Annotated in this window: 13 protein-coding genes; 8 read left to right on the top strand and 5 right to left on the bottom strand. The window is 40.3% G+C overall.

The genetic code is table 11. The features are described from left to right. Position 1 precedes the first annotated feature (1 nt). Genes ABD985_RS20095 through ABD985_RS20085 form a run of 3 tightly spaced genes read left to right on the top strand, consistent with a single transcriptional unit; the run spans position 2 to position 3,367 of the window. Positions 2 to 1,285 (top strand): F390 synthetase-related protein, encoded by a 1,284-nt coding sequence (locus ABD985_RS20095; protein WP_345374937.1) that lies wholly within the window; start codon positions 2 to 4, stop codon positions 1,283 to 1,285. Continuing rightward, positions 1,269 to 2,264: a 3-oxoacyl-[acyl-carrier-protein] synthase III C-terminal domain-containing protein gene (locus ABD985_RS20090; protein ID WP_345374935.1), complete on the top strand. Its 996-nt coding sequence runs from the start codon at positions 1,269 to 1,271 to the stop codon at positions 2,262 to 2,264. The genes ABD985_RS20095 and ABD985_RS20090 overlap by 17 nt, the downstream gene beginning before the upstream one ends. Then, entirely contained in the window at positions 2,261 to 3,367 is a 1,107-nt protein-coding gene (locus ABD985_RS20085; RefSeq protein WP_345374933.1) for a sterol desaturase family protein, read from the top strand. Before ABD985_RS20090 ends, ABD985_RS20085 begins: the two co-directional genes overlap by 4 nt. 100 nt (positions 3,368 to 3,467) lie before the next feature. Here the strand turns inward: ABD985_RS20085 and ABD985_RS20080 are convergent, their stop codons facing one another. The 4 genes from ABD985_RS20080 to ABD985_RS20065 all read right to left on the bottom strand — a co-directional run bounded on the left by ABD985_RS20080 (position 3,468) and on the right by ABD985_RS20065 (position 9,422). Next, the gene (locus ABD985_RS20080) at positions 3,468 to 4,664 is read right to left on the bottom strand and encodes a glutamate-5-semialdehyde dehydrogenase (RefSeq protein WP_345374931.1); all 1,197 of its coding nucleotides are present in this window, start codon (positions 4,662 to 4,664) and stop codon (positions 3,468 to 3,470) included. Positions 4,665 to 5,024: 360 nt separating this feature from the next. After that, on the bottom strand, positions 5,025 to 5,837 hold the full coding sequence (gene proB, locus ABD985_RS20075; protein ID WP_345374928.1) for a glutamate 5-kinase: 813 nt from the start codon (positions 5,835 to 5,837) through the stop codon (positions 5,025 to 5,027). Then, positions 5,821 to 6,627: a pyrroline-5-carboxylate reductase gene (gene proC / locus ABD985_RS20070; protein ID WP_345374926.1), complete on the bottom strand. Its 807-nt coding sequence runs from the start codon at positions 6,625 to 6,627 to the stop codon at positions 5,821 to 5,823. Before proC ends, proB begins: the two co-directional genes overlap by 17 nt. Positions 6,628 to 7,823: 1,196 nt before the next feature. Continuing rightward, positions 7,824 to 9,422 carry a YecA family protein gene (locus ABD985_RS20065; RefSeq protein ID WP_345374924.1) on the bottom strand — a complete coding sequence of 533 codons (1,599 nt, stop codon included), beginning with the start codon at positions 9,420 to 9,422 and terminating at the stop codon, positions 7,824 to 7,826. A 115-nt stretch (positions 9,423 to 9,537) separates the two neighbouring features. Here ABD985_RS20065 and ABD985_RS20060 point away from each other — a divergent pair, with 115 nt between their 5' ends. The 5 genes from ABD985_RS20060 (at position 9,538) to ABD985_RS20040 (ending at position 15,905) form a co-directional block, all read left to right on the top strand. Further along, positions 9,538 to 9,921 carry a tellurite resistance TerB family protein gene (locus ABD985_RS20060; RefSeq protein ID WP_345374922.1) on the top strand — a complete coding sequence of 128 codons (384 nt, stop codon included), beginning with the start codon at positions 9,538 to 9,540 and terminating at the stop codon, positions 9,919 to 9,921. Between the two features lie 81 nt (positions 9,922 to 10,002). After that, complete coding sequence (locus tag ABD985_RS20055) at positions 10,003 to 12,324, top strand: glycoside hydrolase family 20 protein (protein WP_345374920.1); 2,322 nt, start codon at positions 10,003 to 10,005, stop codon at positions 12,322 to 12,324. 276 nt (positions 12,325 to 12,600) lie between these two features. After that, positions 12,601 to 13,284, top strand: a complete 684-nt coding sequence (locus ABD985_RS20050; RefSeq protein WP_345374918.1) for a sulfotransferase family protein — start codon at positions 12,601 to 12,603, stop codon at positions 13,282 to 13,284. Positions 13,285 to 13,526: 242 nt separating this feature from the next. Beyond that, on the top strand, positions 13,527 to 13,931 hold the full coding sequence (locus ABD985_RS20045) for a ribosomal maturation YjgA family protein (RefSeq protein WP_345374916.1): 405 nt from the start codon (positions 13,527 to 13,529) through the stop codon (positions 13,929 to 13,931). Between the two features lie 111 nt (positions 13,932 to 14,042). Further along, complete coding sequence (locus ABD985_RS20040; protein WP_345374914.1) at positions 14,043 to 15,905, top strand: hypothetical protein; 1,863 nt, start codon at positions 14,043 to 14,045, stop codon at positions 15,903 to 15,905. 476 nt (positions 15,906 to 16,381) lie between these two features. Here the strand turns inward: ABD985_RS20040 and ABD985_RS20035 are convergent, their stop codons facing one another. Beyond that, positions 16,382 to 18,556: a TonB-dependent receptor gene (locus tag ABD985_RS20035; protein WP_345374912.1), complete on the bottom strand. Its 2,175-nt coding sequence runs from the start codon at positions 18,554 to 18,556 to the stop codon at positions 16,382 to 16,384. Positions 18,557 to 19,221: the final 665 nt, after the last annotated feature.

The raw sequence follows: 19,221 nt of genomic DNA, 5'->3' as shown, positions 1-19,221 counted from the left end.
TATGAAACCATCGAAACGGGCCATTATATACCATTTTCTTCTCTTGCGATTCAGAAGAGTTTTTTTTGATCATCAGATCAGTCCTTTTTTAAAAAGACAATGGAAGAAAAACTTAAGAAAATCAACATTCTATCGACAGTACCTCGACCGTGACACACCTTTTCCGGTGATCAACAAAACAGTATTTATGGAATCATTTGATGAGATAAATACGGTAGGTATACGGAAAGAGGAAGCGATGCATTTGGCGCTTCAAAGTGAGGTGAGTCGTGATTTTAGCCCCATGATCAATGGTATTAGTATAGGCTTGTCTTCAGGAACCAGTGGGAGCAGGGGGATGTTTCTCACTTCTAAAAAAGAGCAGGAAAGATGGGTGGCGGCTATTTTAGATCGGGTGATTGGTTTTTCATTCAAAAAACGGAGTGTTGCTTTTTTTCTGAGGGCAAATAATAATTTGTATGAGGCAGTAGGCTCCAGGTTATTGCAATTTCATTTTTATGATATAAAAACCAGTGTAGACACTTATATACCCTTACTACTCGAGCGTCAACATGACCTTTTGGTTGCCCAGCCTTCTGTCTTGCAAGTGATTGCGGCACATTACGAACAGCATGGTCTTGTCTCTTCTTTTACAAAGGTGATTTCTGTAGCTGAGGTATTGGAAGAAGATATGAAAGCTCGTTTTGAAGCTGTTTTTAATTGCCCCGTGCATCAGGTATACCAATGTACAGAAGGCTTTTTGGCTTATACGTGTTCCAAGGGAAACTTACACTTCAATGAGGATTTCCTCAAAATAGAAAAGAAATACCTGGATGATGAGAAAGTACGCTTCCATCCGATTATCACAGACTATCAAAGAACTTCACAACCGGTAGTGCGCTATGAGCTAAACGATATCCTCCATGAAGGAGGCCCTTGTACTTGTGGGAGCAAGACCACGGTTATTAAAAAAATTGAGGGTAGGGCTGATGACGTTTTTACGTTCCATCGGGAAGGAGAAACCATACGGATATATCCTGATTTTATTCGACGGGCAATTATTCAGGTTACGGATGATCTGGAGAATTATCAGGTCAGTCGTGTAGGAGCCTATGCACTTGAGCTTGTGCTATATCCAAAATCTGAAAAAGATCTAGTGTCCTTATTTGAAAAGGTCAAAGGGAGCTTACAACAACTATTTCAGTCATACGGTATAGCGGAAATATCCATCACATTACATTCCAGGGACCATAACCCTATTAACAAGTTCAAAAGAATCAATAATGAATATGCCAAAAAACTTTAGCATCAAGGGAGTCGGTAAGTACTTGCCAAAAAACTGTCTTGAAAGCCATGAAATTGAAGCAGAACTTGGTTTGCCTTCCCAATGGTATGCGCAAAGGGTAGGCGTAGAAACCCGTTATAGGGTAACGGATGAGACCTGCACACAAATGGGAGTGGAAGCACTGAGGGAGGCCTTGAGCGATGCCCAGATGGAGATCTCGGATTTGGATGGTATTATTGCTGCCTCAGCCACTTTTGACTATGTGATCCCTAACCGCTCTACCCTCATAAAAGAAGCGTTTTTTGAGGCTGAAACGCTAGATTTTCCTTGTTTTGATATCAATACCGTATGTACGAGTTTTATCACTGCTCTGGACTATGCCTCTACACTCTTGCAGGGAGAGGAATATCAGAATATTGCTATCGTCAGCTCAGAAATAGCTTCTCACGGACTTTCTTCCAATCGCCCAGAAACATATGGACTTTTTGGAGATGCCGCCGCCGCTGTGATCGTTTCTAAATCCAGTACGGGAGAAAATTTACGCTATATGCAGAAAACCTATTCGGAAGGAGTGAGAAGTACCATAATTCGAGGGGGAGGAAATGCTTACCACCCTAAAAACAACCCCTACGAGATGGACCTCTACTCTTTTGATATGGCGGGAACCCATTTGCTCCGCATTGTCAATAAGTATATTTACGATTATATGGATCGTTTTTTTGAAAAAACCTCCACCCACCTTTCGGAAGTGGATTGGATTGTCCCTCATCAGACAAGTCTGTTTGGTATGAACTTACTTACCAAGATTAATCGGGGGAAATCTGATAATATTATCAACCAACTGTCAGTTTATGGTAATTGTGTAGCGGCTTCTATTCCATTAACCTTAGTGAACAGTATTAAAGAAGGAGTCATCAAAGAGGGTGATCGCTGCTTATTGTTGGGGACCGCTGCTGGCGTTTCTATTTGTGGACTATTATTAAACTATTCAAAATCATGAGTTTTGTTTTAGCAAATGGGATGTTGCTATTGCTGGTATTACTAGAGGCGTGTTTTGTACAATGGGTGAAAAAAGAGCAAATTCCATGGAAAGAAGTCATCTTCAACCTTAACTCCGGACACATCCTGATGTGGGTATTGAGAGGTGTTGAAATTAGTGTTTACCATATGGTGACGGATTACGCTTCGCTGCAAATGACCGCAGATTGGCCTTATTGGGCGACCTTCCTTCTTTGTTTTGTCGCTTGGGATTTTGGATTTTATTGGCTCCATCGTTTTCATCATAAGATTAAACTGCTTTGGGCAATACATGTAGTACACCATGAGGGAGAACACTTTAGCTTGTCATTGGGGATAAGAAACTCATGGTACTCTTCTCTATCCTCCATCCCTTTTTTTCTGCTGCTTGCTGTGATCGGTATACCTACTGAGGTCTTTCTATTGGTTTCCAGTATCCATTACTCGGTTCAATTCTATAATCATAATAGTATTGTTAGAAACAGTGGGGTATTGGATACGTTTTTGGTGACCCCAAAACACCATAAGGTTCATCATGGGAAAAATCCTCAGTATATCGACAAGAACTTTGGAGGTACACTGCTATTATGGGATAAGCTTTTTGGTACTTTTCAGAAGGAAGACGAAGAAGTACAGTGTGGAGTAAAGGATTATAAACCTTCCTATGATGTACTCTGGGCCAATAATCTTCCCTTCTTAAGGTTACTTTCATTATCCTGGAAAAAAGTGATGCCCCCTAGAGGAAGGGATCATTTTCCAGATAGCCTTATTGCCTTGGGAGGCGTCCTGCTCTTCTTATTGCTGTTGGCTTATATCCATATAGAAAATGTATGGATGCCTTTACCTAAATTTATTTTCTTCCTGATTATATTCTTGAGCACCTTGAGTTGTGGATTTTTATCGGAGGGGCGTAGGGTAGGTGTTGGGATATGGAGTTTATGTATGTTTGTGCTATGGCCTATTACGTTATTCTATTTTGATATACACGATTGGTGGATGTGGGTACTTTTGTTGCTATCTATGACTTACGGGGTGTTTTTATTCATTTTTAAATCAAAGGTATCTAAGCAAAATGTCAACGTCTAGCACTATTTGTATAGATTGTATGACTTTTATAAAAAAGAAGACCAAAGCATACGCTCTAGTCTTCTCCTAACATGTGTCATTAAAGCTGAACCATCTTTAATTAATCTCTAATATGTCCATCGCCGAAGACATAATATTTATTGGTTACAAGCTGTTTAAGTCCCAAAGGACCTCTGTGGTGTAGTTTATCGGTACTGATGGCCAGTTCGGCACCTACGCCCATCTGTCCACCGTCAGTAAATCGGGTAGAAGCGTTATGGTAAACGGCCGCACTATCTACTTGCTCCATAAACAGGTTGGCTTGTTCTTTATTCTCGGTAAGAATAGCGGCAGAGTGCCCTCCAGAGTACTTATTGATCCATTGGATCGCTTCTGTGGTAGAATCTACTTCTGCCAAAGCAATTTTCATTGCCAAAAACTCTTCATACCAAGTGGCTTCATCCTCAATTACTTCTTCTTGGATGATGTTGGCTAGTTTAGTATCGGTCAGGATACTCACCTTGGAAGCGGTCAGCACTTGCTGCAAGTCTTTGACCTTACTTTCGTAATTCGGAATATTCTTGTTAATCAAGACCTTATCCAAGGCGTTACATCCTGAAATCTTATTGGTTTTAGCATTGATAATGACCTTGATAGTTTTCTCCCAATCGGCATCTTCCGATACGTATAGGAAGTTATTCCCACGACCACTGATCAATACAGCACATGATGCGTTGTCTTTTACAAACTTGATCAATCGCTCTCCACCTCTAGGAACGATTAAATCTAGTTTTTCGGTTGGGTTTTTCAGGAACTCCTGAGTTTCTTCTCTTTGTAGGTGTAGTAGACGAATCCACTCCTTGTCCAATCCGTTTTCAGCCAGGGCTTCATGCCAGCATTTTTCAAGGATCAGGTTACTGTGAATGGCCTCTTTACCTCCTTTCAGTAAGATTTTGTTGTTAGCTTTAAAAGCGAGTACTGCCGCTTCGATCGTTACGTCGGGTCTTGATTCATAGATGATTAGAATCGTCCCGAAGGGTGCTGTTTTATTGGTGACTTGTAGCCCGCTGTCAAGCGTAAGGTTAGAGATCATTTGACCTACCGGATCTTCCTGTTCCATGACTTCTTTAACGGCTTGAATCATGCCGTCCACTTTGGCGTCATTGACAACCAGACGATCATAAAGAGCTTGGTCATTTTGACTAAACGCATCTAGGTCTTTTTGATTTTCATTGATAATATTTTGGCGTTCCCTATCCAGGATATTGATCATAGATTGAAGAACGTTATTTTTATTTTCAGTACTTAAGAGTTTCATAATGGTTTGTTTGTTATTAAAAGGGTAGTGGTTTAAACACTAAGTTTTCTGATAGAAATAAAGGAGCTACTTCCATATGGATAAAGGATAAAGGATAAAGGATGAAGGAATAGAAACCCCTGAATAGCAATCCTTCATCTTTCATCCTTAAACCCCTTGACAGTAGCACTTAACTATAAGTTTACTTGTCGTTTAGTCCAGTAGTGGTTTATTGGTTAAGGTGTAACTAATTCACTTTGTATAATTGAATCGATCAATACACAGTGTTTGATTGTTGCTAGAATGCAATAAACAATTCAACTCGAATCAACTTACCGAAGGTAAAATTCAACGAGCGAAGCTCAATTCAACGATTCAACCTTACTGATGGATAAACTTGGTACCCACTTCCTTGTCATCAATAATATCCACAATCACGTTTTCTCGCTTCCCGTTGGCGATATAGGTTGGGATATCTTTTTTGGCAGTATGTTTGGCAATTCTCAGTTTAGAAGCCATTCCTCCACGACCTTCTCCTTCTTTTTTGTCAGAAGCCTGGATGTATTGTTCTACTCTTTGGTCGGTGGTTACCTCCGTTAGTTTCTCAGAGTCTTCGTCATCGGGGTGACCAGTATACAAACCGTCTGTATCGGAAAGAATAATCAAGCGATCTGCATCCAGTAACTCTGCCACCAAGCTGGCTAGCTCATCATTATCCGTAAACATGGACATGGTTAAAGAAACAGCGTCGTCCTCATTAGCGATTGGAATGACTCCTTCTGAAAGTAATCCTTCGTAACAGTTGATCATATTTTCCCGGTGCACGCCAGGGTCAAAGTCACGTTTGGTCGCCAATACCTGTGCACAACGCATTCCATAATCGTGGAAAAGGTTGTAATAATAACGCATCATACGGGGCTGTCCTATAGAGGAATACACCTGACGACGGATGGATTTATCATTGATGTTTGTTTCTCCCAGAATCTCCTTTCCAGCGATGGCTGAGCCAGAAGAAACCAGTACCACCATAATATCTCTCTCGTACAGTACGGAGATTTGTCGAACCAGTTCTCTTAAGACTGGCCCGAGGATTCTATTATCTTTATTGGTGAGCACATTGGTACCCACTTTCACTACTACTCGTTTTATATCACTACTACTACTACTACACATATTCTTAATTTTCTTTTCCAAGTTCTACCGCACGATCGAAGGCTGCATAGGCTGCATCCTGAATTAACTGTCTAACGTTATTATCTTCCAGGGAGTCAATCGCTGCCTGAGTGGTTCCTCCTTTAGAGGCTACACGGTTAATCCATGATTCTGGAGAAATATCCGATTGATTAAACAGCTCAATGGCGCCTTCAAACGTATTGCTCACCAAAATACGAGAGTCGTGAGCCGAGAATCCCATTTTCTGAGCTGCCTCCAACATGGACTGCATAAAGTAAAATACATAAGCAGGACCACTTCCAGAGATACCCGTAGAGGCATCAATATATTCCTCCGTTGCTACGTGAATGGAAGTACCTGTCGTATCCAGTAGATGTTTTACCATGATGAGCTCTACGTTGGAAATTTCCTGAGCTTCAGTATACGAAGTCACACCTTTTCCAACTTTGGCAGGAAGGTTTGGCATCGAACGGATTACCTTTTTGACCTGTAGACACTCTTGGATAAATTCAATCGTCACACCAGCCATTAGGGATACAAATAATTGCTCCTTGTTGACCATGGGCTTCATCTGCTCGAATAACTCCTCACAGTGATAAGGTTTTACAGCGATAAAAACGATATCGGCAGAAGGCAAGCAATCTTTTAGTTTATCGTAAACTTCGAAGGTCCCCTCTTTTCTTAACTCTGCTTTTTTAGCGGTATCTGTATCGTAAATTTTTAATTTATGGTTCCCTAACAAGGAAGAAGAGGCCATTCCTTCTGAATAGGTTAATCCCATATTTCCGGCTCCGATGACTAAGACTTTCATGGTATTTTTTAAGATTTTTTGGTTGAATTGTTATAATGCTTTTGGACATTGTAGGTATAGCTGTTAGGCAGCATACGTAGAATGCCGATATATATGATACTATGATGCCTTATTCTTTACTGTTCACTGTTTAAATGATACGTAAAGGATTTTTATAGCATATAGTTGAATATCAATCAAATAGGAAGTTTGAGGCAGTGATCTGTTATAACTTTTTGATCATAAGGAGGTATAGCAAATACCATTAAGGTATTAGCGAAATCAGTTGACGTCCTTAAGAGTTGTATATAATAAACAGATTGTACGATTCGAACGATCACAAATGATACACCTATCGTGAGGTACGTTTGACAGTATACTTCTAGCGGTGATATGTTATGAAGATTGGTCCTATACCAAAAAAAGGATATGATTATTCAATAGATAACTTTATTATAAAAGCTATTTCCTTCTGTATAGTCTTATTTGTGAGATCTTACCAAAGAATTATATTCATCATGATCGATGACATAAACACAAAAAATAGCGTGTTCTACCTGGTAAATGAATCGTTCAGGAATGCCTGAGGAGGATAGATATTTTAATAAAAAATATCTGTAAAATAATCTCAGTAAACCCCTTTTCTAAGGATTAAAAAGAGAGGTTTGAACTCAATATCTTGTGCTAAAGGGAGACGTTTTGAATGTCTTTCTTGCTTTTCCATTGTATGTTTTGATTGCCTTGATTGCGATGCAAAGATAAAGAACTATTCTGGTGTTTGTCAAATTTCTATACAGCGAAAGAGCTCTTTAACCCTATTTTTGAATGAATTTTGTATAAAAATTTGACATAATTTAGATGGATTTTTACTGGTGCTATCTTTTTGTTTTTCAGTATTTTACCTGTCTCCCTATCGCGAAACCCCTTGGTTGGTTTATATTTCGTCTAAAAAAAATTCTAATTAAATGTAAATGCTTATTTGTTTGGTTTATAAACAAATACCTTTTGCTCTTTTATTCAGGTGGAGTGAATAACAGTCATACTACTCTCCTTTGTTGAATCGTTGATTCGTTGAATTTCACCTTTGGTGAGTTGATTCGAGTTGAGTTGTTGGTTGAGGTGTGTACTGATACTCATACAACATATCAACTCGAATCAACGATTCAACGAGCGAAGCTCAATTCAACGATTCAACAAAGAAGGACAGTATACTATTCTTACGCCATACAACACTTCTTAAACTTCTTGCCACTTCCACATGGACAAGGATCATTCCTCCCAATCTTCTTGATCTTAGGTTGACGGGTATTGCCCACTTTGTTTAGAGGAACGGTAATTAGTCGTTCCTGACCTTTTTCAGAGGAAGTCTTCTCTATTTCCAAATCATCTACGTCCATATAAAGCGTTCTTTCTTCTTCGTAGATCTGGTAGATACTCAGGTCTTCCTGAAGCTCCGTTTCGATTTCCTGATTCAAAAAAGATTGCTTAAAGGCTTCATAATCTCCACAGATGATCTCATCCACATACCCTGTATTGTAAACCTCTTCGGTGAGTGGCAATAGGTGCTCAAATCCTCCGTCGATCACATGACTCATGATCGTACCTAACAAGGCACTGTCAATGACATTGTCTTCTGGTTGAGCATTTTTGAAGAATTCTAAGATTTCCTCAAACCATTCTTCCACTTCTTGCTTTCTCTCCGGGTCATGTAAAGCCACTTGTAAAGTGGCTTCCACAACGGCCAACTTGGCAAATAAATTGATCCCTTTTTCCTTCATAAACTGCTTGAGCATACCCAGTTCATTCTTTCCGATACGTAAGATCACATGGGACATGTACTCATGTAGGAAGTGTTCCAGGTAGAGGTTAAGGACCTTGCCATTTTGACGCAATACTTCCAAGGTTTCAGGAAGAGCTTCTGAGGCTTTTAACTCTGCTAAAATTAGGAAGGCATGCTGTAGGAATGCTACCTGTGACTCCTCTTCTCCATTTTCCTTGATGGATTTATTGAAGTGATTGAAACGGTTGATACTATCTTCCAGTATGATTTTTAGATCTTCGATCAGGGATGCTTTTGGTAATGCCATGACCTGTTCGATGTCCTTGTCGGAAGTTTCCTCTAAGGTCTTTTCGTAAACAAAGTTGAGTGCTTCATTTTGCAATTGAGGTTGTTTCTTTTTCTTGCTTTTAGGATTGTTACGCTCCTTGACGTGCATAAGGTGGTCATCCTCACGACCGATCAGGTGTCCCATGGTTTCCATCGCCAATAGTTCGGTCGCTTTTTGTACTTGCGGGCTATTGGGATCGAGTTGATTCATGAGGTCGAATTTCTCTAATGCCAAATCTATTTTACCGGCTGCTATAGCATAGTTGACAACCGTTAGGTAATAAGCGAGAAACTCATCGATATGAAAGGCTTTTCGCTCAGGATAAAGGGCCGGAAGCTCAAATTCATTCCCCAATAGTTTCTCTACCTCAACAAAGTCTTTCTTATCCACGTATACCCCAACTGTATTGATACGGGCATATAGATAATCAGGGTGCTCCTCAAACGTTTGTTGATTAACTTCCAGGGCCTTTTCCATGTTGCCAACGGTCTTGTAGTACCCTGTGAGCATGTTTTTGAGTACAGGAATATCCGGGTAGGTTTTGATCAACGCTTGAAGTTTCTTTTCTACCGCTGCCGTTCCGCTTTTAGCTTCTTTCATCAGCGCTGGCATTTGACTTTTCAATTCCTCTGGAATAGGAGTTTTCTTGTTATCTGCCTTTGCGGGATCTTTGGTAATAATATACTTGGAGTGGGATGATTTTTTCATAGTACTGGTCGATGACTCAAATTATTTTAGAGGCAAATATCCAGAATTTTTTAATAACTTGACGGTAACGAAAGCTGCATTCAAATTGTTTTTTAATATTTTTTTATAATAACCAATGATGAGAGATCAAGAAAAACTATACGAAACACTAGGGGAATTACTTTATGTGGTTGCCAAGGTGGATGGCGTGATTCAGGACGAGGAAGTAGCCTCTCTAAATAAATTATTGGAGAAACATCCTTGGGGAAAGGAAGTGCAATGGTCCTTCAATTATGAGGTAGCAAAGAACTCCTCCATGGAAGAAATTTACCATAAGGTGGTTAGCTATTGCCATAGCCATGGACCTTCTCCTATTTATCAGGAGTTTATTGATGCCATGAATACGATTGCAGAAGCGGCCAATGGCGTAGAAGACAGCGAAACCGAGATCATTGAGTCCTTTTCAGCAGATTTGATGGAGCGCTTTAGAAAGGATATCGAAAAAAGGTATGAGGTATAAGGTAAAGGGTAAAAGGTGGTTCAAAATTACCTTTTACCTTTTTATTTATTAGAAGACCTCTAGACAATGACATAATAAACGATGATTAACCAACTGATGAAAAACAATCTATTTTTCCTACTCTTAGGGATAACCGTATCCATGATAGGGTGTAATACCCTTTCAACATCCTCACCGGAATCTTCCATATCAATCGTACCCAAACCAAAAGAAATACGTTTAGAGGAAGGAAACTTTTCCATTACTTCCCAAACGCCGATTATAGTGCCTGAAAACGATTTGACCTTGCAACAAACAGCAACCTTGCTGCAAGGGTATATTAAAATCATTACAGGAAAAGAGTTGCCTGTAAAACATGACACTTCCTCTAAAGGGATTATGCTTGTTGTACAAGAAGATACGACGGCATTGGCAGAGGCATACCATTTGAATGTTTCTCCTACAGGAATACAGATTCAAGGAAGTGATGCTAAAGGAGTATTTTATGGTATTCAAACCCTTCGTCAGTTATTGGTTCAGAATACAACGACTTTACCGGCACTCTCGATTCAAGATGCCCCAAGGTTTTCCTACAGAGGCATGCATCTGGATGTAGGCAGACATATGTACCCGGTTGAATTTATCAAACGCTATATTGATCTGATTGCGCTGCATAAGATGAACACTTTTCATTGGCATTTGACGGAAGATCAAGGATGGCGTATAGAGATCAAGAAGTACCCTAAGTTGACCACAGTGGGCGCTTATAGAAAAGAAACCGTTGTGGGGCATGCGGGTAGCAGTAAGGAGTATGACGGACAGGAGTATGGCGGTTTTTATACCCAAGAAGAGGTGAAAGAGATCGTACAGTATGCTAAGGATCGTCATATTACTGTGATTCCGGAAATAGAGTTGCCCGGGCATTCTAGAGCTGCTTTGGCAGCCTACCCGGAGTTGGGTTGTACTGGGGGACCCTATACCGTAGCGACTACTTTTGGGATTTTTGAGGACGTATATTGTGCCGGAAATGAGCAGACGTTTCAGTTTATGACGGATGTGCTGGATGAGGTGATGGCATTATTCCCTTCTACGTATATCCATATTGGTGGAGATGAATGCCCTAAGGAATCCTGGGAGAAATGTCCAAAGTGTCAAAAAAGAATTAAAGCTGAAGGATTGGAGGACGAGCATGCCTTACAAAGCTATTTTATCACGAGAATAGAACAATACCTGAATAGTAAAGGACGAAATATCATTGGTTGGGATGAGATCCTGGAAGGAGGGTTGGCGCCTAATGCGACGGTAATGTCCTGGAGAGGGATAAAAGGAGGGATTGCCGCAGCACAGCAAGGACATGATGTAGTCATGACTCCTGGAGGGTACCTTTACTTTGATCATTATCAAACACAAGATCGCGCTTCAGAACCTATTAGAATAGGAGGGTATACTTCTGTAGAGAGGGTATATAATTATGAGCCTATTCCAGAAGTATTATCCAAAGAAGAAAGTCGTCATATTCTCGGAGCACAGGCCAATGTATGGACGGAGTATCTAAAAACCTCCAAGGAGGTAGAGTATATGGTACTGCCTCGTATGGCAGCACTTTCTGAGGTACTTTGGACTGCTGTGGAGGGTCGTCAATACGAATCTTTTAAGCAGCGTTTAGGAAACCTGCTTCAGCTTTATAAATTACATGATTATCATTTTGCAAAGCATATCTTTGAGGTAGACATTAAAACGATTCCGATTGTTGAAAAAGGACACTATAAGGTGGTACTCTCTACCATGAAAGGTGGAAATATCTACTATACCACCGATGGAAGTGTTCCTAATGAGCAAAGTATAAAGTACCAAGGAGATACCTTAATCTTTGAGGAGGCGACACAGTTAAAGGTAGTGGCCTATTACGAGGATACTCCTACAAAAGTAAAAACAGTGGCTTTGGAGAAATCATTGACCACGTTTAAGCCCCTAAAAATTAAAAGCACCCTATCTCCAGGCTACCAGAAGGACCTAAGTTGCCTAAATGATGGTCTAAGAGGGACCTCCAATTTCAAGTCAGATGCCTGGATAGGTACACAACAAGAAGATTTACAAGTGGTGATTGATTTGAAAGAAGTAAAAGACATTCAAGAAGTTCAGGTAGGAAACTACGTAGGCGTAAACAACTGGATTTTTGGTGCAAGGGGTGTGAAAGTAGAGACTTCAGAGGATAGTCTTCAATGGGCACAAGTAGCTCGTCAATCATACCCTATATCAGAGGAAAAAGAAACAAATACGCTAAAAACCCTTCAGGTAACATGGCCTGCCGTCAAGGCACGTTTTGTGAAAGTGACTGTAGAGAAGCAAGAGCATTTACCGGAATGGCACAAAGGTAAAGGAGCAAAAGCCTTCTTGTTTGTGGATGAGATCAGAGTACTATAATCTTATGTTCATGTTGTTTAATTGAGCTTCGCTCGTTGATGATGTTTAGTTGTTGAATCGTTGAGGCAGCTTTCGCTGCTTGTTGAATTGTTTATTAACCTCAATAAACGATTCAACTCGAATCAACTTCCCGAAGGAAAAATTCGAGACGCCGTGTAACGGATTCAACGATTCAACAACTAAGAACATGTTTGGAACCGTATCTTTTGGTATTACACATATGTTCTTAAACAATAAGCGATAACCAATAAACGATCTATAACCCAATAATAAACTATGAGTACCTTAAAAGTAATAGGCGCAGGCTACGGCAGAACAGGAACCAAGTCCTTAAAAACAGCTTTGGAAAAGTTAGGCTATGGCAAGTGCTACCACATGGAAGAATTGCTGTCCACTCCTGAACATGTCAAATATTGGAAAGCAGCCATGGAGGGAAAGCCTGTAAATTGGGAAGAGCTGTTTGGGCAATATGGCTATCAGTCTGCAGTGGATTTTCCTACCTCTCTTTACTATAAAGAATTGGCAGCCTATTACCCCGAGGCTAAAGTGATCTTGTCAATTCGAGATGCTGAGAAATGGTATAAAAGTGTTTATCAGACCATCTATACTTTTGAACCAGAGACAAAAGTGAAATTAAAGATGTTGTTGAAAATGCCATTTTCCGCTACCGCCAGAAACTTTTTTCAGGTAATTATGATGAATAAAAAATCTATTTGGAAAAAGCATTTTGAAGGAAAATTTGAAGACAAGGAGTACGTCATTCAGCGTTTCCATCAGCATATAGAAGAGGTCAAACAAGCGATCCCCGCAGATAGATTATTAATCTTTGAAGCAAAAGAAGGATGGGAGCCATTATGCGACTTTTTAGGAAAAGAAATTCCCAATGAACCTTACCCTTATTCCAATAAGAAAGAGGACTTCAAGACGTATGCCCGAAATATCATCAAGGATGTGATTTGATACGTGGTAGGGGCAATGTTTATCGGTTATTGCTTATCGCTTATCGTTTAAAAAAGATTGAAAAAATGTCCATAGGATATTGTATGTCGTTGAGGGTTAAAATAATTTTCTTAACCGATAACCGATAACCGATAACCGATAACCGATAACCGATAACCGATAACCGATAACCGATAACCGATAACCGATAACCGATAACCGATAACCGATAACCGATAACCGATAACCGATAACTGATACCTATGAGAAGAACCTATACCACACAAGCCACCGCTATAATGATCACCATAGCCTTAGGGCTACCGAGTCGCTTATTTCAAGAGACGTTGCCGCATTGGTATGTAACCTATGCAGGTGATTTTTGCTGGGCCATGTTAGTCTTCTTTTTAATAGGGAGCCTATTTCCTAAGGCATCAACTCTAAGGGGCATGGGGTATGCTTTAGTTTTTGCGTATAGTATCGAGTTTTCTCAACTATGGAAGCCGGAATGGTTACAAACACTAAGAAGCTATAAGTTGATTGCCTTGGTGATTGGTAGAGGCTTTTTGTGGTCGGATTTGATTGCTTATACCTTGGGGATTTTATTGGCAGGCCTGATTGATTGGGGGTGGTATCGAAAGCGAAAAAGAATATTGTTACCTTCATAGGGTAGTCAAGCAGTAGGGATGGTTAATGTAGAACTGTATGAAGTTATCGTATTGCGTTATTATTCGTAATGTTTATATTGCTTGTTTTTAATAACTATCAAACTTTTTATCATGATCAATTGGAGAAAAATAGCCATTATACTATTTCTATTTTTTCACACCCTTCCCTCATTTTCACAGAAAAATATAGCTGCTTTTTACGACGAAAATTGGCTGTTAACCGATAGGGAACATGCCGTGTATTTCCGAAGCGGTATTATTGATACTTTGGCCTTCGGTTTTCAGGGAAAAGTTAGAGACTATTCGGCAAAAGGACAGCTACTGATGGAAGGAAGCTATGTCGAAGGAAAAAAAGAGGGGCTTTTCCGCTTCTTTTCTGAAGAAGGAAAGCTGTGGAAAGAGGGAAACTATGTCGATAATAAGCGTTCAGGTAGATGGCTTTACTATCACCCTAATGGGCAGATAAAAGAAGAAATCTATTTTGAAGATGTATTTGTCATTGCTTTGAATGCAAGTACGGAGGAAGGAGAGTCGACTTTAGAAAATGGAACTGGAGATTGGGTTACACAATTTGTGGGAACAGATCAGCAGTTATATGAACTACACGCAAAGTATAAGGATAGAGTACGGGTAGGGCGTTGGAAATATTTTCTGATAGATACCGTAAATCAAGAAGTCCGAAAGACAAAAGTGGTAGTCGATGATTGGGGAAAAAAGAATGACTTAAACCCTTTTATGAGAGCCTCTATGGTGATACATCCTGATCAGGAAGAAAGTCGCTTTCAAAAGATGGAAGCTTGGGAGCATAGCTATGCCGTAGAAAAGGATACATATCCTATGTTACCATTTTTTTCACAAATAAATAGCGAAAATAAGGGAAGAGTAAGTCTGCCCTCCTACACGGGAGGGATAGAAGCATTGAATACATTCTTTCAGGAACGGGTTAATCTAAAAGGACAAAAGTGTCTCAAGGATAAGGTTTATAGTACCTCGGTAGAGGTGCAAGTAGATTACATGGGAAGGATTCAAGCATTGGAAGCGATTAAGCAGGTGGATACTTATGATTATGAAGGCTTTCTTAAAAATGAGTTGATACGAATCATTTCTCAAATGCCGAACTGGGTGCCGGCCATGGAACGAGGCGCATTGCGAACGAAAGTTTTCCCAATGACGATAAATGCCGTAAACCATAGGATCTCCTTGGATTACCCTATCGCAGAACAGGTGGTTAATAATAGTTTGGACACCTTGTTGGACAAGCATTACCTTGGAGGAAAGAATCGTTTTTATAAGACCATAGCACAATCCATTAAGTACCCTGCTACAGCGAGAAGGTATGGTGTAGAAGGGCTTGCGCAGGTGTCCTTTAAATTATCTTGCACACAAGGCGTTGATCAAATAGTCTTTTTAAAGAGTTTAAAGGGAGGGATTGAAGAAGAGTTAAAAAGAGTACTGGAAAGTCTAAAGGGGAGTTGGGTAAATTGTGAATCATTGGACACTTCGCAGGAACATCACTTGAGCGTCGCTTTCATTTTGGGACAAAGTAATAAAAAGATGATATCAGAGGCTGATGTTGCCGTACGTGCATACGGTATCCGTAGGACTTCTGATATCCAAAGGAATACAGAGAGTACTGTAGATTATACGCGTGTTTATTTGGATAGCGAAGGCGTTGAACTGGTAGAAGTAGAAGCTCATCCAAAGAGAGGGATTACAGATTTTTATGAAACGATATCCCGCCGATTGAGATGCCCTGAGGGAATGGAAAATTTTCGAGGAAAAGTATACATTTCTTTTGAAGTGGCAGAGGATGGAAGCCTTGACAATCTAAAAATGGTTAATGCAACAGACCCTAGGCTGGAGCAGGAGATCAGAAGGGTAATGAGCAAGGTAAAACCATGGATTCCTGGTATGGTTAATGGGACAGTTGTTCGTTCAAGTAAAGTAATGCCTGTAGCATTTGGAAGAAGATAGCCTTGAAGGACGGGGTATGTTTAAAATGTTTAATTGAGCTTCGCTCGTTCATATTGTTTAGTTGTTGAATCGCTGAGCTAGCTTATTAAGGTTGAAAAAACAACCGTCATGTTCCGTATAGTGACGGATTAAAATCCGCCCCTATGTGATGTCACCCCTTCGGGGTTTTGATAAATAACCCCGAAGGGGTGACATCACATAGGGGTGGGATTTATCCCATCTCTTCACGTAAGAAGTGTGTCGATTATTTATTCAACCTTAATTAACCCTAGGCGAGGGTGGAGATAACTACTGTGTCGGTTAATTATTCAAACCTAATGAGCTACCTATTGAGTTGATTTTTTTATTAACCTCAATAAACGATTTAACTCGAATCAACTCACCAAAGGTGAAATTCGAGACGCCGTGTAACGGATTCAACGGTTCAACAACTAAACATCATGAACGAGCGAAGCTCAACTAAACAATATGAACAGTTACAGTGCCCACTTCAGCCCTCCATTCATCACAAAACCATCTACAGGAGCGTAAATGTCCCTAAACTGTGGATCGCTCAAGGAACCCGTATAAATCGTATCAAAGGCCGTTTGACGGGTATCCAGGAAGTTTTCAAAGTTTAGGAATACAGAGAAGTGTTCGCCTATTTTCTTTTCAGTCATCAGTCCCACAATCCAATACGACTGTCCTATGGTTCCGTCACTCAGTTCCTGAGGACTATAGTAATACCCTTCTAGTCCTACCCAAAAATTTCCATGTCGTTCATACATCAAAACGTTGTTCAATCGGTGTTTGGCAACCAAAGGCATGGTGGTTGTCGTCCCCTCATAGTGTTGATGTACATCGGCAAAAGTATACCCCATAAACAACTTGAAATGATGGTAGCTCCACTTCATGTTCATTTCCATTCCCTGGGTGTCTATATACCCTTGGGGTTGTTGAAACGTATAGGCATTGCCTACAGATCGCAGCAGTAATGGATTGTTGATTTGTGTATAGAAGAATAAAGCATTGGTGGACAGGGTCAACTCATCTGTAATGCTTACCTTATAATTGATATCCAAATTTGATCCTGCAGATCGCTCAGCTTCCATTTGGGTGGGATCGATAGGCAGGATATTACGGAAGTGTAATCGCTCGGCATCTTCGGAAAAGACCGTTGGTATTTTGTATCCTAAGCCACCTCCTACGCGAAGGGTTACTGCTTCTGTAGGTTCGAATAATAGGGACATCCTAGGCAAGGGAAATACACCATATTCGTTTTGATAATCCAATCGGAAGCCTGTTTCCACGGTCCATTTGGGAGCGACATTCCAAGTATTTTGTATAAAAGTACTCAAGGTATGTTGCTCAAAATCCAAAGGGTCACCATCGCTTCCCAGTGTTTGTTCAAACTGATCCGTCCAAAGGTTGGCCCCCAAGACCCATTCTGAAGAAGAGGACAAATGTAGATAGCTTAATTCACTAAAAGAGGAAGTTTGTTGTCCTCCAAAAGAGAAGTCAGGAATATTAATACGACGCTCGAAGAAATTAAAGCTGTTCTTGATCAAAAGCTTTCCATGTTCCATGTTATGGGTTAACTGGAACTGCGTTGACATTCTATCCGTTAGGTTCTGTTCAAAATAAGGGTCAGTTACTTCATTCCCTTTGATATATTCCAGATTACCTCCCAATCGATCTTCAGCAACAATATTGACTCCAGCATTCACAGTGGTTTGCTCGTTTAAATAAAAGAACAAACGAGGATTTAAGGTGAATCGATTGAATTTTGGAATAGCCGTAAGTCCTGTATCAGAGGGGTCGTAAGGGCTTCCAATATTATAGGAAGAAAATAGGGTGACTCCTATTTTTCCAAACTTTTCTGCGTAGAACCCACTAGCATCTAACCCCAAAGCAGAAGTCCCATTCAACATAAAGTTTAAGGTACGTTCCTCTTCAGGTATTTTGGTAATTAGATTGACCAGTCCGGCAATGGCTCCACCTCCATACAAGGTAGAGGAAGCGCCCTTGATTACTTCCACTTGTTTTAAGTCTAGGGGAGCAACTTGCATTAAGCTTAAGCCTCCTGAATACCCAGCATATAGCGGAAGACCGTCCCGTAGCAATTGAGTATACTTTCCATCCAACCCTTGGATACGGATACTGGAGTTATAGCTAGTGGCAGAGGTTTGTTGGGCCTGTATACCGGTACTTTCATTGAGGAGCGTACGGATATCCCCTGGCTTCATGTTCTCTTTTTCGGTGAGCTCTTCTCCCGCAATAAACTCAACCCGTGTGGGGATGTCCTCTATGGTACGGCTACTTCTTGTGGAAGAGATCACGATTTCTTCCATATGTTCGTGCTCGTGTTCATGCTCCAGATGATAAACAGGAGGTTCTATTCCTTCTGGAGAAGGGAACTGAACCTTCACAACCAATTCTTCATAGCCTATAAATCGTAGGACTATTTTATAGTTTCCTTCTGGAATGTTAGCAATAGAGAGCTGGCCATTTTCATCACTCACAGCTCCCTTGTTCAGGGATTTGATATAGGCCGTAGCACCTATCAAAGGAGTATTGGCATCGTGATCTTGTATGGTGGCTTGAAAAGTGTGTTGCGCAAACAATAGTGGTGCCCAGCATAGCAATAGGGCACTTAATAGATGTTTTTTCATAGTATATAATCAGAAAAAAAAGTCTACTGAAATAGTTTATGGGAGGGTGATGGTGACTAACTGGAGGCAGGAGCCTCCAAATTGCTTTTGGGTCGTAAGCTGGAGCTTACGACCAGTGGTTTAGGGGTTAGTAATTGTAGACCCTTATCCTACAGACCGTGCTAAGGCAAGGGTTCACGAACCAACAGTTCAACTAAACACCATGAACGAGCAAAGCTCAACTAAACAATATAAACAATAGATCACCCTGTAAATTATAGAAGATTATTCTGAATAGGAGGCCTGAATATGTGGGAGAAGTAGCCCCAAGAGAAGCTGAATAAATAGTGAAAATTCTCCAAAGACGAGGGAGATTTAAAAAATAAAGGCACCCACTGAAAGGAAGGTGTAATAAAACCAACACAGCAAGTGCAGCAAGAAAAAAATGGAGAACAAACACCTTCCATGCAATGGGGGATTGATGTTTCCTCCTCCTCATGGGAAGTGGAATGGGCAAACGTATCCTTTGCCTTATGACATAGGCTTTCTCTTGCGAAAGCAGGAGAAATAGAGAGCCATAGACAGATTATGGACAAAAGGATAAGAGGTGTTTTCATGAATCAAATATACAATGTTTTTGATTAATTCTATTAAATAGTTGTATTATTTTGTTTTTGATGGTTTTT

Origin of the sequence: Algivirga pacifica (assembly GCF_039543525.1) — a bacterium.
Classification (GTDB): Bacteria; Bacteroidota; Bacteroidia; order Cytophagales; family Flammeovirgaceae; genus Algivirga; species Algivirga pacifica.
The sequence above is the reverse complement of the archived record's forward strand: the minus strand, read 5'-3'. Positions and strand labels throughout refer to the sequence as shown.

What these genes read in the sequence shown, in the direction of transcription:
- ABD985_RS20065 (WP_345374924.1), bottom strand. Translation starts at nt 9,422, where the DNA reads ATGAAAAAATCATCCCACTCCAAGTATATTATTACCAAAGATCCCGCA.
- ABD985_RS20080 (WP_345374931.1), bottom strand. Translation starts at nt 4,664, where the DNA reads ATGAAACTCTTAAGTACTGAAAATAAAAATAACGTTCTTCAATCTATG.
- ABD985_RS20060 (WP_345374922.1), top strand. Translation starts at nt 9,538, where the DNA reads ATGATGAGAGATCAAGAAAAACTATACGAAACACTAGGGGAATTACTT.
- ABD985_RS20045 (WP_345374916.1), top strand. Translation starts at nt 13,527, where the DNA reads ATGAGAAGAACCTATACCACACAAGCCACCGCTATAATGATCACCATA.
- ABD985_RS20055 (WP_345374920.1), top strand. Translation starts at nt 10,003, where the DNA reads ATGATTAACCAACTGATGAAAAACAATCTATTTTTCCTACTCTTAGGG.
- ABD985_RS20040 (WP_345374914.1), top strand. Translation starts at nt 14,043, where the DNA reads ATGATCAATTGGAGAAAAATAGCCATTATACTATTTCTATTTTTTCAC.
- ABD985_RS20095 (WP_345374937.1), top strand. Translation starts at nt 2, where the DNA reads ATGAAACCATCGAAACGGGCCATTATATACCATTTTCTTCTCTTGCGA.
- ABD985_RS20035 (WP_345374912.1), bottom strand. Translation starts at nt 18,556, where the DNA reads ATGAAAAAACATCTATTAAGTGCCCTATTGCTATGCTGGGCACCACTA.
- ABD985_RS20090 (WP_345374935.1), top strand. Translation starts at nt 1,269, where the DNA reads ATGCCAAAAAACTTTAGCATCAAGGGAGTCGGTAAGTACTTGCCAAAA.
- ABD985_RS20085 (WP_345374933.1), top strand. Translation starts at nt 2,261, where the DNA reads ATGAGTTTTGTTTTAGCAAATGGGATGTTGCTATTGCTGGTATTACTA.
- ABD985_RS20050 (WP_345374918.1), top strand. Translation starts at nt 12,601, where the DNA reads ATGAGTACCTTAAAAGTAATAGGCGCAGGCTACGGCAGAACAGGAACC.
- proC (WP_345374926.1), bottom strand. Translation starts at nt 6,627, where the DNA reads ATGAAAGTCTTAGTCATCGGAGCCGGAAATATGGGATTAACCTATTCA.